Source organism: Rummeliibacillus sp. TYF005 (genome assembly GCF_003844195.1).
Lineage (GTDB): Bacteria > Bacillota > Bacilli > Bacillales_A > Planococcaceae > Rummeliibacillus.
Map to the genome: position 1 here is coordinate 1 of NZ_ML122592.1, position 15501 is coordinate 15501.

General features: G+C 35.9%; 13 protein-coding genes and 1 tRNA gene. 13 read left to right on the top strand and 1 reads right to left on the bottom strand.

Annotated features, from left to right (window positions below):
- Positions 1-157: 157 nt before the first annotated feature.
- Positions 158-231, bottom strand: a tRNA-Met gene (locus CW357_RS16360).
- Between the two features lie 186 nt (positions 232-417).
- Between CW357_RS16360 and CW357_RS16365 the strand changes: the two genes are divergently transcribed.
- The 13 genes from CW357_RS16365 (at position 418) to lysS (ending at position 15068) form a co-directional block, all read left to right on the top strand.
- A complete protein-coding gene (locus CW357_RS16365; protein ID WP_119416049.1) occupies positions 418-2808 on the top strand; it encodes a SpoIIE family protein phosphatase in 2391 nt (796 codons plus the stop codon).
- A gap of 33 nt (positions 2809-2841) precedes the next feature.
- Positions 2842-4254, top strand: a complete 1413-nt coding sequence (gene tilS, locus CW357_RS16370) for a tRNA lysidine(34) synthetase TilS (RefSeq protein WP_119416050.1) — start codon at positions 2842-2844, stop codon at positions 4252-4254.
- Positions 4255-4284: 30 nt separating this feature from the next.
- Positions 4285-4827: a hypoxanthine phosphoribosyltransferase gene (gene hpt / locus CW357_RS16375; RefSeq protein ID WP_119416051.1), complete on the top strand. Its 543-nt coding sequence runs from the start codon at positions 4285-4287 to the stop codon at positions 4825-4827.
- A gap of 131 nt (positions 4828-4958) precedes the next feature.
- Complete coding sequence (gene ftsH, locus CW357_RS16380; protein ID WP_119416052.1) at positions 4959-6980, top strand: ATP-dependent zinc metalloprotease FtsH; 2022 nt, start codon at positions 4959-4961, stop codon at positions 6978-6980.
- A 114-nt stretch (positions 6981-7094) separates the two neighbouring features.
- Positions 7095-7883, top strand: coding sequence for a type III pantothenate kinase (locus CW357_RS16385; protein WP_119416053.1), 789 nt, complete (start codon positions 7095-7097; stop codon positions 7881-7883).
- Entirely contained in the window at positions 7876-8766 is an 891-nt protein-coding gene (hslO, locus tag CW357_RS16390) for an Hsp33 family molecular chaperone HslO (RefSeq protein WP_119416054.1), read from the top strand. The genes CW357_RS16385 and hslO overlap by 8 nt, the downstream gene beginning before the upstream one ends.
- Before the next feature lie 169 nt (positions 8767-8935).
- Positions 8936-9865, top strand: coding sequence for a cysteine synthase A (cysK, locus tag CW357_RS16395; RefSeq protein WP_119416055.1), 930 nt, complete (start codon positions 8936-8938; stop codon positions 9863-9865).
- Positions 9866-10337: 472 nt separating this feature from the next.
- A complete protein-coding gene (gene folP / locus CW357_RS16400) occupies positions 10338-11165 on the top strand; it encodes a dihydropteroate synthase (RefSeq protein ID WP_119416056.1) in 828 nt (275 codons plus the stop codon).
- Positions 11166-11214: 49 nt separating this feature from the next.
- Entirely contained in the window at positions 11215-11583 is a 369-nt protein-coding gene (gene folB, locus CW357_RS16405) for a dihydroneopterin aldolase (protein WP_119416057.1), read from the top strand.
- Positions 11580-12110: a 2-amino-4-hydroxy-6-hydroxymethyldihydropteridine diphosphokinase gene (gene folK / locus CW357_RS16410; protein ID WP_119416058.1), complete on the top strand. Its 531-nt coding sequence runs from the start codon at positions 11580-11582 to the stop codon at positions 12108-12110. The genes folB and folK overlap by 4 nt, the downstream gene beginning before the upstream one ends.
- Positions 12053-12259, top strand: a complete 207-nt coding sequence (locus CW357_RS16415; protein ID WP_119416059.1) for a helix-turn-helix domain-containing protein — start codon at positions 12053-12055, stop codon at positions 12257-12259. Before folK ends, CW357_RS16415 begins: the two co-directional genes overlap by 58 nt.
- 26 nt (positions 12260-12285) lie before the next feature.
- The gene (gene dusB, locus CW357_RS16420) at positions 12286-13314 is read left to right on the top strand and encodes a tRNA dihydrouridine synthase DusB (RefSeq protein WP_119416060.1); all 1029 of its coding nucleotides are present in this window, start codon (positions 12286-12288) and stop codon (positions 13312-13314) included.
- A 263-nt stretch (positions 13315-13577) separates the two neighbouring features.
- On the top strand, positions 13578-15068 hold the full coding sequence (gene lysS / locus CW357_RS16425) for a lysine--tRNA ligase (protein WP_124218612.1): 1491 nt from the start codon (positions 13578-13580) through the stop codon (positions 15066-15068).
- Positions 15069-15501: the final 433 nt, after the last annotated feature.

Here is a 15501-nt window from a genome sequence, read left to right on the forward strand (position 1 = left end):
ATTTATATGCGTTGTTTGAATACGGGTTTACTGTTAAACAAGTATATTAGGAATATAATGATGAAATATCGACAAATAAAAAGAAGCTATCATAATTGATAGCTTCTTTTAGTGTTTGTTCTACAAATAGCCCGAAATCTTATAATCATACAATGTATGGCGGCAGAGGGGATCGAACCCCCGACCTCACGGGTATGAACCGTACGCTCTAGCCAGCTGAGCTNCGCCGCCTTTTTGAACAACACAATTCATATTACAAGATGATAGATTGAGGTGTCAAGCGATTTTTGTTAAAAAATTATAAACTATGTGATTTATCGTCGAACGATTTTTCGAACGAACCTTCAGGAACAGACAAACTTTACACAAATTTCTAGGTATACTAGCAGAAATGCTATAAATTGGAGGTTCTGTCCCATGAGAAAAGCGTTCGACCAACCAAACAAACTATTAATGCCAAAAGTAACTGTAAATTTACAACAGAAATATCCTGTAATCTTTTCAATGATGTTATGTTTCGCCGCATTTTTCTTATCAAAAGCTGTTCTTTTTGAAGCAATTGTTCCATTCTTTTTGCCAATGATGGCAGTAGTGTTTGTAAATCATCGAGAGTATTTTGTATGGGCACTTATTGGAGGTACAATTGGCAGTTTTACATTAGGGCTAGGCGATTTGTCTATCCATAGTATAGAATTATTACTCTTTTTATTGCTTATGAAGACGTTTATACGTAAATGGTCTATTTCAATAGTAGTTGGAATGTCAGTATTTGTTTCTCAATTTGTATGGCAGCTTATTTCGTATCATGGTGAGCTACCAACCATGATTCTAGTATATGTTGGTTATGAAAGTATATTATCGATTTTCATGACTTTATTTTTAATGCAGCTGTTATTGCCAATGCCGGCTTTATGGAAAGCGTCATGGTCTTTAGAAAGAATGGGGGCAGCGTTAATTGTACTTGCCATTATGCTTACAGCTACAAGTAACGTTGTTTGGGAGGTATTATCCCCAACTTATATAGCGTTACAGTTTGTGATATTAGCATCAGCTTTTGTGGGAGGGGTTACGCTATCAACTGCTATTGCAGTCTTAATGGGAACAATCATTAGTCTCGCTCATCTATCTTTTAGTGGAATGATTGCTGTATATGCCTTAACAGGTTTATGCGCAGGAATATGTAGAAAACTAGGACGTTTTGGAATCGTAATAGGAAGTGCAATTGCAACAGCATTTTTTGTACTCTATGATGCGACATTACCAATTGATAAGACATATTATGTTGCATTAGGTATCGCATCTATTCTATTCTTTACGATGCCTAGAAGTTGGTTGCAATATTGGCAACGACAACTTTATCCGAATCATGAAGAAGTGCTTTTGGAAAGACAACGTTGGCTCACTGAAAAAGTGACTACGAAACTAACGAATTTTAATGACTTTGTTGTTTTTATGAAAGAGCTCGTAAATGATCGTCTTAGCGTGGCTGACCAACAACAAGAAGTCGAATTAGAAGCCAAACCATTATCACCTTGTGAAAGTTGCTATCGATTTGAAAAATGTTGGGGAGAAGGAAGAATGGAAATGGAACCATTGATGAAACAATGGTTAATGACGCAAACAGTTGGTAATAATGGTTCTAGAATACAATATGATGAAAAGATTCGTAATAAGTGTGTGCGTTCATCGCTATTTTTAAATGCATTAGCAGAGCATGTTTCAAAACAACAATTGAGTGGCCAATTTCACCATGGAAAGAAAATGATCGCCTTACAGTTAAAGGACATGTCTACACATATTGATCAAGTGATGAAGGATATGACAAATGATACCGTTTCTTTTCAACAGCAAGAAGAAATATTAGCAAACCGTTTTAAAGATATTGGAATTGACTTCTTCCAAATTGATATTTTGACGAATGATCCTGGCAATCGAAAGGTAGTATGTTGTATTCCATATAAAAAATCACAATGGGAAACAGACCAAATGGTTGCAGAACGGTTGATATTACCTGTTCTTCAAGAAGTATTTAAAGAGCCTTTTGAAATTCACCAAACGATTAAGAAAACAAAGCCTTATGCACATTTGCAAATTACATTCCAATCAGCTATACGATTTGAGATGCAATACGATGTATTATCAATGTCAAAAAATAATACGATGTATTCAGGAGATTCACATGCTGTATTTTCACTTAATCCGGGGTTAACTGCCATTATGTTATCCGATGGAATGGGACATAATAAACGAGCACATAAGGAAAGTAGAAAGTTAATACGCTTAATGCGTGAATGTTTGAATCACCAAATGTCACCGGAAACTGCCATGCATACGCTTCATTATGTTATGTCATTAAAGCAAGATGAAGAGATGTATGCAACAATGGACTTTGCTTTAATCGATTTACAACACGGAAAACTTTGGTCATGGAAAGCAGGAAGTATGGCAACTTATTTAGTGAGAGGAAAGAAAGTGACCAGGGTTGAAAGCGCCAGTGAACCGTTCGGATTGTTTACGTCATTTTCGGTTGAAGCTGAACAGCGGTCATTAAAGGCAGGGGATATTATCTTCATGTGTACAGATGGTTTGTTCTTCGAGAATATGCCATGGGAACAACAAGAACAGCTTCTACGTAATAGCTTATTACAACATAGAAGTCTTCCTATTCAAGAAATTTGTCCACAAATATTAAATACATTCCGTAATAATAGCCAGCCAATGGACGATTGTACGATCGTGTGTATTGAGATTCAACATAAAACAGTAAATTGGTCATTATTTAAGCCTACTTTACAGGAAAATGCTTAAGAAAGAATGGTAAAATAATGATGAGGTGAGATAATGACAAAACTCGAACAAAAAGTATATGAATATATACAACAATATGAGTTGTGTCATGCGGGAGATCGTCTTCTTGTAGCTTGTTCTGGAGGAGCTGATTCCATGGCCTTACTCCATTTTCTGCATCACGAGCAAAAAAGATTGGGCGTTTCGGTTGCAGCAGTGCATGTTAATCACATGTTAAGAGGAGAAGATGCAGATGGTGATCGGCTCTTTGTAGAATCATTTTGTAAGGAACGTAGTATTCCGGTATATGCCACTAATATTCCAATTCCAGAAATTTTAGAAGCGGAACAGGGCAATATGCAGGCAGTTTGTAGAAGAGAGCGCTACGCCTACTTTAAGGAAGCTATGTTAGAATCAAAAAGTTCAAAATTAGTCGTGGCGCATCATGCGGATGATCAAGTTGAAAGTATTTTAATGGCATTAATCCGAGGATCGCACGATACGGGAATGCAAGGTATTATTCGATGTCGTCCATTTGGAAATGGACTATTAATCCGACCGTTTCTTTCGATAACTAGAGCTGATATTCTAGAGTATTTACAAGCCAATAAACAAGAATATAGAGAGGATTCTAGTAATAAAAAGGATTCCTACACTCGAAACCGTATGAGACATCATGTTGTTCCGCTTTTAAGAAATGAAAATCCAAAGATAGCGGAAGCAGTTATGCACTACACTGAAAAAGTACAAGCAGATGAAGAATTATTAGATTCATTAGCGGAGAAAGCATTACAAGATGTATTAGTTGAAAAACAAAGTGATTTATGGAAAATAAATATAAATACATTCCAAAATAAACCGCTTGCTTTACAAAGAAGAATCATTCTACTACTATTAAAATATCTTTATAAAGATACAATCATTATACAAAGTTACACCCTTTGGAATTCTATTCTAAAACTGGTACAAACAACAGATGGAAATGCGACCATAGATTTACCTAAAGGAGCAAAGGCAATTCGTCAATACGGTGATTTAATCCTAGTTAAGCAGCAAGTAAATACGACTCAAACAATGCCAAAGACATTACAATTTGAACAATGGAATGAGTTACCAAACTATTTACGAGTTTATATAGGAAAAGTTGATGGGGAAATTCCGTCAGATTTATCATCAAACGCTAAATGCTACTTTGTAAATACAACATGTTTTGCATTACCACTACATATTCGTGGCAGAATGGATGGAGATCGCATCCAATTGTTTGGAGCAAATATACAAAAACGAATCTCCCGTCTTTTTATTGATGAAAAAATTCCAATGGCGCTTAGAGAAGAATGGCCAATTATTGTGACAAATGATAATGAGGTCATTGCCGTCCCAGGGCTCCGTGTAAGTAGCTATTTTTCGAATAGCAAACGATTAAATGATGATATGATATTCATTATTGATCAACAAACTTTGTAGTGTCTATATACAATCAAGGAGGAACTAAAGATGCTTCAGAAGGACATCGAGAAAGTATTAATTTCAGAAGAAGAGTTACAAAATAAGATTCAAGAGCTTGGGGAATCTCTAACTACAGAATACCAAGATAAATTTCCATTGCTTATTGGGGTACTAAAAGGTGCAATGCCATTTATGGCAGACTTGATGAAACGAATTGATTCTTATGTTGAAATCGATTTTATGGACGTTACAAGTTATGGTAATGCAACAGTTTCTTCAGGTGAAGTGAAAATCTTAAAAGATTTAAACACAAGTGTTGAAGGTCGTGATATCGTTATCATCGAAGATATTATTGATAGTGGTTTAACTTTAAGCTATCTTGTAGATTTATTTAAATATCGTAAAGCAAAATCTATTAAAATCGTTACTTTATTAGACAAACCATCTGGTCGTAAAGTAGATTTAAAAGCAGATTATGTAGGTTTTGAAGTTCCAGATGCATTTGTAGTAGGTTATGGCTTAGACTACGCAGAAAAATATAGAAACTTACCGTACATTGGCGTCTTAAAGCCATCCGTTTACTCATTTTAAGATAAGTGTTTAATTTTTAGACAATTATTAGCAGGAAACATTTTGAATGAGAAGCTTTTCATTGTACGATAAAAAATTCATATGTTAAGATTTACTATAGTTTTTCTGTTTATCTTGTGAGGAGGCTGGGGATGAATCGAATATTTCGATACACCATATTCTATTTATTAATTTTCCTCGTGATTATCGGGATTTTTGGTACGTTTAATAATGCGAACCAACCTACTAAAGAGATACAATATCACGAGTTCGTTAAAGCATTAGAGAATGGCAAAATTACTGAAGCAAGTATTCAACCTGATCAGTTAGTATTTGTCGTAAAGGGTAAGATGGAAGGGTATAAAAAAGGCGAAGAATTCGTTACGAATATACCCCGTGAAGACCAAGGATTGATGGATGAAATTCGTGATGAGGCCAAGAAAAATTCAAACATTAGTTTTTTAAAGGCTCCTGAATCGAATGGCTGGATTCAATTCTTTACTGGAATTATTCCTTTTGTAGTCATTTTCATCCTGTTCTTCTTCTTGTTGAATCAGGCTCAAGGTGGCGGTAACCGTATGATGAGCTTTGGTAAGAGCAAAGCAAAATTGTACGATGACCAAAAGAAAAAAATTCGTTTTACAGATGTTGCAGGTGCCGATGAAGAGAAACAAGAACTTGTAGAGGTTGTAGATTTCTTAAAAGATCATACGAAGTTTGATGAGATTGGCGCACGTATTCCAAAAGGTATCCTATTAGTAGGACCTCCAGGTACCGGTAAAACTTTATTAGCCCGTGCGGTAGCTGGTGAAGCTGGCGTTCCATTCTTCTCAATTAGTGGTTCTGATTTCGTTGAAATGTTTGTCGGTGTCGGTGCTTCTCGTGTACGTGACCTATTTGAAAATGCTAAGAAAAATGCTCCATGTATCATCTTCATCGATGAAATTGATGCAGTTGGTCGTCAACGTGGTGCAGGCTTAGGTGGCGGTCATGATGAACGTGAACAAACATTGAACCAATTACTTGTTGAAATGGATGGTTTCAGTGGAAATGAAGGAATTATTATTATCGCCGCAACAAACCGACCAGATATTCTAGACCCTGCGTTATTACGTCCAGGCCGTTTTGACCGACAAATTACTGTAGGTCGTCCAGATGTAAAAGGTCGTGAAGCTGTACTTAAAGTACACGCTCGTAAAAAACCATTAGATGAAACAGTAGACTTAAAAGCAATTGCACAACGTACGCCAGGATTTTCTGGTGCAGATTTAGAAAACTTATTAAACGAAGCGGCATTAGTTGCAGCTCGTGAAAATAAGAAGAAAATTGATATGGGCGATATTGATGAAGCAACTGACCGTGTTATTGCAGGGGTTGCTAAAACAAGTCGTGTCATTTCAGAAAAAGAACGTAAAATTGTGGCATTCCATGAAGCTGGACACGTAGTTGTAGGTCTTACACTAGATGAAGCTGAAAAAGTTCATAAAGTAACAATTGTACCTCGTGGTCAAGCTGGTGGATATGCGGTTATGCTTCCTAAAGAAGATCGTTATTTCATGACAAAACCAGAATTACTTGATAAAGTTTCCGGTTTACTTGGTGGTCGTGTAGCAGAAGATATTGTCTTCGGTGAAGTCTCAACAGGTGCTCACAATGACTTCCAACGTGTAACAAGTATTGTGCGTTCTATGGTTACTGAATACGGTATGAGTGATAAACTTGGACAATTGCAATTTGGCTCTAGCCAAGGTGGAAATGTATTCTTAGGACGTGATTTGAACTCTGAACAAAATTATTCAGATCGAATTGCTTATGAAATAGACCAAGAAATGCAACAAATGGTCAAAGAACAATATGAACGTACGAAGAAAATTTTGACAGAACGTCGTGATCTTCTAAACCTCATTGCAACAACTTTACTTGAAGAAGAAACTTTAGATGCCGAACAAATCGAACACTTAGAAAAGTACGGTAAACTACCAGAACGTTCTTATGACAAAAAGAACCATAAAGCTGGAAGTGAAGCCGATGCAAATGTAAGTGAATCTACAGATGCTAAGATTGTTCAAGAAACAAAAGTGGATATGACAGGTAATGCTGATCCAACAGCTAGTGATTTACCTAAAGATTCAAACGGCGAACAAAGAAACAACGGTATTCAAGAAGAACGTTAAGCAATGTAAAAGTAAAAGCTGACTCCTCACTCTATGTAAGGTAGTCGGCTTTTTTCATCTATGCATATATGTTATGATTCATGGAGAAATTACATATAAGTGAGGATAATATTTATGATTTTAGTGATGGATGTAGGGAATACGAACATCTCAATAGGAATTTATAATACAGAACATCTTGAACACCATTGGCGAATGAAAACAGACACATTAAAAACAGAAGATGAATATGCTATGCAACTCAATACTCTGTTTTTACATAAAGGTCTATCCTTTAAAGATATCAAAGGAATTATTATTTCATCCGTAGTTCCGCCAATCATGTTCTCACTTGAAATGATGTGTCGTAAATATTTCTCAATCGAACCAGTTGTAGTTGGTCCAGGAGTAAAAACAGGGCTTAACATAAAATGTGAAAACCCAAGAGAAATCGGTGCTGATCGTATTGTAAATGCAGTTGCAGCGATACAAGAGTATGGCTCGCCATTAATAGTTGTCGATTTTGGTACAGCAACAACATATTGTTATATTAATGAGAATGGTGATTATATGGGGGGTGCAATTGCCCCAGGAATTTCAATATCTATGGAGGCCCTTTTCACACATTGTTCTAAGTTACCAAGAATAGAAATTGCCACACCTCAAAATGTTATAGGTAAGAATACAATTTCGTCTATGCAAGCTGGAATCGTTTATGGCTATGTTGGGCAAGTAGAAGGAATTGTTAGCCGAATGCGTAAACAAGGTAGAGAAGAGGCACTAGTTATTGCAACAGGAGGTTTAGCGAATATGGTTGCGAAAGAATCAACCGTAATCGATATTACTGATCCATTCTTAACATTAAAAGGATTATATCTAATTTATAAACGAAATCAGGAAGAAAAGGGGAAGAAAAATGGCTGATTATTTAGTAAGAGGACTTGGATTTAATGGTAGTGTTCGTGCGTTTGCTGTTTGTACAACGGATACAATAGGTGAGGCACAACGTCGTCACAATACATGGCCTACAACCTCAGCAGCACTTGGTCGTACAATGACTGCATCTGTTATGATGGGTGCTATGTTAAAAGGTGACAATTCAATTACTGTTAAAGTAGATGGAAATGGTCCAATCGGTCCTATGGTTGTTTGTGCAAATGCAAATGGGGAAGTGCGCGGATATGTTACACATCCTCAAGTTCATTTTGATTTAAATCCACAAGGTAAACTGGATGTTCGACGTGCAGTAGGTACGGAAGGTACTCTAACAGTTGTGAAAGACCTTGGTTTACGTGATCATTTTACAGGACAGGTACCAATTGTATCTGGAGAAATCGCTGAAGATTTCACATATTACTTTGCAAAATCTGAACAAGTCCCATCATCTGTCGGATTAGGGGTATTAGTGAATACAGATAATACAATTCTTGCAGCAGGTGGTTTTGTTATTCAAGTAATGCCTGGAGTAGATGATGAAACTATTACAGAGATTGAAGAACATTTATCAAAAATTGAACCAGTGTCTAAGATGATTCAAAAAGGATATACACCAGAACAAATTTTAGAAGCGGTGCTTGGTGAAGAAAATGTACAAGTTTTAGATACAATGCCAGTGAGATTCCAATGCACATGTTCTAAAGAACGTTTTGGAGCTGCAATTCTTAGTCTAGGTGTAAAAGAAATCCAAGATATGATCGACGAAGATGGCATGGCAGAGGCACATTGTCATTTCTGTGAAGAAAAATACCTTTATTCTAAAGAAGAATTAGAAGGCTTTATCGACGAAATTCATGCTCAAAATAAGTAATTCAATTTGATACAGGGATACCAAAATCTTTGATACAATTGAGTAGAAAGAACGGCTTATATTTATTTGGAATATAAGCTGTTTTTTTATTGACAAACTATTTTTAAAAGTTGTAATATAAAAACTATAAAGCTTATTAAATTACTAGGGATTAGGAGTGGAATGGTAAATGAGTAAAATTGTAAACTCAGTAGTAGAATTGATTGGTAATACACCGATTGTAAAGTTGAATCATGTAACAGGTCCTAATGATGCTAATGTATATGTAAAACTAGAATATTTTAATCCAGGAAGTAGTGTTAAAGATCGTATTGCAGCAGCCATGATCGAAGCGGCTGAAAAAGAAGGTAAATTAAAACCTGGTAGTACAATTATTGAACCAACAAGTGGAAACACTGGTATCGGTCTTGCTATGGTTGCAGCTGCAAAAGGATATAAAACAGTAATTGTAATGCCTGATACAATGAGTGTTGAACGCCGAAATTTATTACGTGCTTATGGTGCAGAATTAGTTTTAACTCCAGGAGCAGATGGCATGAAAGGTGCAATTGCTAAAGCGGAAGAGTTATCAAACGAGAATGGTTGGTTCGTACCTCAACAATTTGAAAATCCAGCAAATGTTGAAGCACACCGTTTAACTACTGGTCCTGAAATTATTGAAGCATTTGATGGTTTAAGCTTAGATGCATTTATCGCAGGAGTTGGTACTGGTGGTACAGTAACAGGTACTGGTGAAGTACTAAAAGAAAAATTCCCTGACATTGAAGTAATCGCGGTAGAACCAAAAGATTCTCCTGTTCTTTCAGGTGGTAAACCAGGTCCACATAAAATCCAAGGTATTGGTGCTGGATTTGTACCAGAAGTATTAAACACTGAAGCTTACACTTCTATTTTCCCAGTTGAAAATGAAGATGCATTTGAAACAGCTCGTAAAGTAGCAAGAGAAGAAGGTGTATTAGCTGGTATTTCTGCAGGTGCAGCTATGTATGCAGCAATTGAAACAGCAAAACGTCTTGGAAAAGGCAAAAATGTTTTAGCGCTTCTTCCTGATACTGGTGAACGTTACTTTAGTACACCATTATATCGTTACGACGATTAATCATAAATTTATATATTTAAAAAGAGCATCCGAAAATATCGGATGCTCTTTTTGTTGAGATGAATTTAGCTTGTTAATGTAAATATATTCAAATTGGCCATTCTTAGGGAGTACTTTTGATAAATTCTATATCTATGTTTCATGAATAGGTGTTGTTATACTGAAGAAAGATTAGTGTGTTTAGAATTCTTATGTACATTTTCAGCATATGTAAGAATGCTATAATAGAGATAAAAAAGATTGTATAGAGCACAGTTTCTACTTTAGCGACAAGCTATTTAAGAATAGGGGGAGCTTTCTTTATTTTCTGGGGAATAATAGATGGTTTATTTACATCAATGGTCGCTCCAACGATTACGATAGCTAGCTTTGCTAGATATAAAAGGAATAATGGTAAGAAGAAAATTAGCTATAAAGGGTAAAGCGTATTTATAAAAAGGATATATTATCTAATTTGAAAGGGAGTAGGAAAATGAATCTTGAAAAGTATAAAGTACTAACAATAGATGGTCATAGATTGGATTTTGCTAAAAAAACGTTTGTTATGGGTATTTTAAATGTTACACCTGACTCTTTTTCGGATGGTGGTAAGTATAACTCTGTCGATAATGCGGTTAAACATGCAAAAGAAATGGTTGCCGATGGTGCTAATATTATAGATATTGGTGGTGAATCTACACGACCAGGTCATACACCTATTTCTGCAGAGGAAGAGTTAAAACGTGTTATTCCTGCTATTAAAGCAATTCGCTCCGAAGTGGATGTATTAATTTCAGTTGATACATTTAAATCGGAAGTTGCACGTGCTGCTATTGAAGCAGGTGCACATATTATCAATGATATTTGGGGTGCTCAATATGACCCGGAAATTGCTAAAGTAGCTGCAGAACTTAACGTACCAATTATCTTAATGCATAATCGTAAAGATGAGGCTTACAGCAATAATTTTTGGGCGGATGCCAAAAGTGATTTAGAAAAAAGTATTCAAATTGCAAGTGAAGCTGGCGTCAAAGATGAATATATTTGGTTAGATCCTGGTATTGGTTTTGCGAAATCGCATGAGCAAAATATTGAAATGATGAAGGCATTACCGAACCTTGTAGATATGGGGTACCCAGTATTACTAGCAACATCTCGTAAGCGTATGATTGGAACAGTACTTGATCTTCCAGTAGAAGAGCGTATGGAAGGTACTGGAGCTACATGTTGTTATGGAGTCGACAAAGGCTGTCATATGGTACGCGTTCATGATGTAAAACCAATTGCAAGAATGATGAAAATGATGGATGCATTAAAGTAATTATGGTTAAAGTTTGAAATGTTATTGAAATGTTACGAGGAGGAACGTAATGGATTATATTCATGTTAAAGATATGGAATTCTACGGTTATCATGGAGTGTTACCAGAAGAAACGAAGCTTGGCCAAAGATTCCGTGTCACATTAGCTATAGCTACAGATTTACAACATGCAGGTGAAACGGACAACCTTGAACATACAGTAAGTTATGCAGAGGTTTATGATATTTGCAAAAAAGTTGTTGAAGGTAAACCATATAAATTAATTGAAACTGTTGCAGAAACGGTTGCAAAAGAAATAAGAGATGCTTATCCTGATAGTGTGAAAGGGATTAGAGTAGAAATAATTAAACCAGATCCGCCTATTCCTGGTCATTACAGAGAAGTATCTGTTGAAATAACTAGAGGAGTGTTTGCATGAACGAAGTCTATATCTCATTAGGATCCAATATGGGGGATAAAGAGGAAACATTGCGTCATGCTGTGCAACTATTGCAACAACAGAAGGAAATTGAAGTTGTTAAACTTTCATCAATTTATGAAACCGACCCCGTAGGATATACGAATCAAGATTTATTTTTGAATATGGTAGTTCAGGTGCGCACTACATTACCTGCTCAAGAGATGTTGGAGGAATGTCAAAAAATTGAACAGGCATTAAAAAGAGTGAGAATTATTCGTTGGGGGCCACGAACGATAGACCTTGACATTTTGTTCTATAATCATGACAATATTGAGACGGAGACACTGATCGTTCCGCATCCTCGTATGCATGAACGTGCCTTTGTTCTTGTACCTTTACTTGAGATTGATCCAAATCTAATATACCCTCCTACAGGCCTGGCATTAAGAACGATGCTTGAACTAGTTGGAAAAGAAGGCGTTAGACGATGGAAAACAGTCACTGGGGTATCAGAATTCGTGCTTTCAGAAAACTCAAAAGGATAAATCAAGACGAATTTGCTAAATTAACAGGTATACCCCTTTCGATTTTAGGGAAAATCGAAAGGGGAGAACGCCAGGCGACTGAAGATGAACTAAAAATTATAGCGAAAAATCTTAAGATAAATATAAACGAACTTAAAGGTGAAATTTAATATTCGCCTACGAAGGAGGATAAACGGTGACATTAACTAACGACAAACCGTTTAAAATTGGCGATATAATCATGGACAACCGTGTTGTACTTGCTCCCATGGCAGGTGTCTGTAATTCAGCATTTCGCCTTACAGTTAAAGAATTTGGAGCAGGTTTAGTATATGCTGAAATGATATCCGATAAAGGGATTGTACAACGTAATAGTAAAACGATGAATATGCTTTATATTGATGAACGTGAAAACCCTCTTTCGCTTCAAATCTTTGGCGGTAACAAGGAAACATTAGTTGAAGCTGCGCAATATGTAGATAAATATACGACAGCTGATATTATTGATATCAATATGGGATGTCCAGTTAATAAGATTATCAAATGTGAAGCGGGAGCTAAATGGTTGCTAGATCCAAATAAAATCTATGAAATGGTTTCAGCAGTTGTAGATGCTGTCGATAAACCTGTAAGTTGTAAAATGCGTATTGGTTGGGACGAAGATCATGTCTTCGCCGTAAAAAATGCACAGGCTGCAGAACGTGCAGGGGCTTCTGCCATTGCAATGCATGGTCGCACACGCCTTCAAATGTATGAAGGAAAAGCGAATTGGGATATTTTAAAAGAAGTAAAAGAAAACATTAATATTCCATTTATCGGGAATGGTGATGTTGAAACACCAGAAGATGCTAAACGCCTTTTAGAATATACAGGTGCTGATGGTGTTATGATTGGTCGTGCAGCGCTTGGAAATCCATGGATGATCTATCGTACGGTTGAATATTTAAAATCAGGAAAACTTATGCCTGAACCACCAATTCGTGAGAAGATAGATGTCTGCCTCTTACACTTTGATCGTTTGATGAAACTTAAAGGAGAAAAAATTGCTGTGCGTGAAATGCGCAAACATGCCTCTTGGTATTTAAAAGGGGTACGTGGAAATGGCAAGGCAAGAAACCTTATCAATCAGGCAGAATCTGCATTAGAGCTACATGCAATTTTGAACGAACTTGTTGAGGAAGTTGAAGGACGCGAAGAAACTGCTCAATCAATTGAAATCGTGTGATAGAGATAAATGCTTTTAGAGAGTGTCTTACAAGTGGAAAGTGCTTTAAGACACCCTCAAATGCTTACTTTATAACAACTTAAGGTATTATTTTTTTTTAATACTATTTACACGTAGTTTTGAATCACTTCTTATTCTCTATGTCATATATAATATTAGATTTAGCAGAGAAATGAGTAGAAAGACGTGATTCATCACAGAAAATTGTGTACAATAAATACATTATGGACTGCTTAGCGGAACAAATATAAGGAGTGAAAATCGTGGCAGAAGAATTAAATGACCAACTTTTGGTGAGACGCCAAAAAATGGATTCTATAAGAGAACAAGGCTTAGACCCATTCGGTCAACGTTTTGAACGCACACATCTTTCCAACGAATTAAAAGAACAATATGCTGACTTATCAAAAGAAGAGTTAGAAGAAAATGATCATCTAGAACAAGTGATCATTGCTGGACGTATTATGACAAAACGTAGTAAAGGCAAAGTTGGATTTGCTAATATCCAAGATCTTGGTGGTCAAATCCAAATTTACGTACGAAAAGATGCAATTGGTGAAGAAGCGTATGATATCTTTAAACACGCTGATCTTGGAGATATCGTAGGTATTAAAGGTACAATCTTTAAAACACATGTAGGTGAACTAACTGTTAAAGCATTAGAATTCACTTTCCTATCTAAGTCTTTACGACCATTACCTGAGAAATTCCATGGCTTACAAGATGTAGAACAACGTTACCGTCAACGTTATTTAGATTTAATTACGAATGAAGATAGTAAACAAACATTTATTACACGTAGTCAAATCATTCGTTCTATCCGCAATTTCTTAGATAACAAGGGTTACCTTGAAGTTGAAACTCCAATGTTAAACTCTGTAGCAGGAGGAGCAGCAGCTCGTCCATTCGTTACACATCATAACGCATTAGATGCAACAATGTATATGCGTATTGCAATTGAACTATACTTAAAACGCTTAATTGTAGGCGGTCTTGAAAAGGTATATGAAATCGGACGTGTTTTCCGTAATGAAGGTGTTTCTACTCGTCATAACCCAGAGTTTACACTTCTTGAATTATACGAAGCATATGCAGATTTCCATGACATAATGGACCTTACTGAAGACTTATTTGGACATGTTGCTCAAGAAGTGCTTGGAACAACTCAAGTTCAATATGGTGAAAATACAATTGATCTTTCTAAAGGCTGGAAACGTCTACACATGGTAGATGCAGTTAAAGAAGCTACAGGAGTAGACTTCTGGAAAGAAATGACGAAAGAAGAAGCGCAAATTCTTGCTCGTGAACATCACGTTGATATTAAAGATAGTATGGAAGTGGGACATATCATCAATGAATTCTTCGAGCAAAAAGTTGAAGAAACATTAATCCAACCAACTTTTGTTTATGGACATCCAGTTGAGATTTCTCCACTTGCTAAGAAAAATGCTGAAGATCCACGATTCACTGACCGTTTCGAATTATTTATCGTACGTCGCGAACATGCAAATGCATTTACTGAACTAAATGATCCTATCGATCAACGTCAACGATTTGAAGCGCAAATGCGTGAAAAAGAGCTAGGTAATGATGAAGCTCATGAAATGGATGAAGATTTCTTAGAAGCTTTAGAATATGGTATGGCACCTACTGGTGGCTTAGGTATTGGTATTGACCGTATGATTATGCTTTTGACAAACTCTCAATCTATTCGTGATGTATTATTATTCCCATTAATGCGAGCACGTGACTAATTTATAAGAATACCTTAAGCGACGTTCACTTGGACAAAGAGAACGTCGCTTTTGTTTACTTTCCTAGCATATAAAATGTTCTAATATCATTATATTGATGAATATTAGATTGTGAATAAATATTATTTTAGAAAAGCTAAGTTTATTTTTCTGAAATAGCTTGTACATACAATGATATTGTGTTATATTAATTGAGCTGTTAATTTAATTAACACATTTCTTTTAGAAAAGATTTAAAAAATCTTGACAAATAAAAATCATATTGATATAATATATAAGTCGTTTAGAAACGATGAAAATTAATCAATGACAACTATAGATTAGCAAAGATTTTTTAAAAAAAGTTCTTGACAAAAAATAAGTTGTTTGATATAATAATTAAGTTACTGACAGCGATTGAACATGAACCTTGAAAACTGAACAAGCAAGATGT

What these genes read in the sequence shown, in the direction of transcription:
- ftsH (WP_119416052.1), top strand. Translation starts at nt 4,959, where the DNA reads ATGAATCGAATATTTCGATACACCATATTCTATTTATTAATTTTCCTC.
- CW357_RS16365 (WP_119416049.1), top strand. Translation starts at nt 418, where the DNA reads ATGAGAAAAGCGTTCGACCAACCAAACAAACTATTAATGCCAAAAGTA.
- folP (WP_119416056.1), top strand. Translation starts at nt 10,338, where the DNA reads ATGAATCTTGAAAAGTATAAAGTACTAACAATAGATGGTCATAGATTG.
- folB (WP_119416057.1), top strand. Translation starts at nt 11,215, where the DNA reads ATGGATTATATTCATGTTAAAGATATGGAATTCTACGGTTATCATGGA.
- tilS (WP_119416050.1), top strand. Translation starts at nt 2,842, where the DNA reads ATGACAAAACTCGAACAAAAAGTATATGAATATATACAACAATATGAG.
- CW357_RS16385 (WP_119416053.1), top strand. Translation starts at nt 7,095, where the DNA reads ATGATTTTAGTGATGGATGTAGGGAATACGAACATCTCAATAGGAATT.
- cysK (WP_119416055.1), top strand. Translation starts at nt 8,936, where the DNA reads ATGAGTAAAATTGTAAACTCAGTAGTAGAATTGATTGGTAATACACCG.
- hpt (WP_119416051.1), top strand. Translation starts at nt 4,285, where the DNA reads ATGCTTCAGAAGGACATCGAGAAAGTATTAATTTCAGAAGAAGAGTTA.
- folK (WP_119416058.1), top strand. Translation starts at nt 11,580, where the DNA reads ATGAACGAAGTCTATATCTCATTAGGATCCAATATGGGGGATAAAGAG.
- hslO (WP_119416054.1), top strand. Translation starts at nt 7,876, where the DNA reads ATGGCTGATTATTTAGTAAGAGGACTTGGATTTAATGGTAGTGTTCGT.
- CW357_RS16415 (WP_119416059.1), top strand. Translation starts at nt 12,053, where the DNA reads ATGGAAAACAGTCACTGGGGTATCAGAATTCGTGCTTTCAGAAAACTC.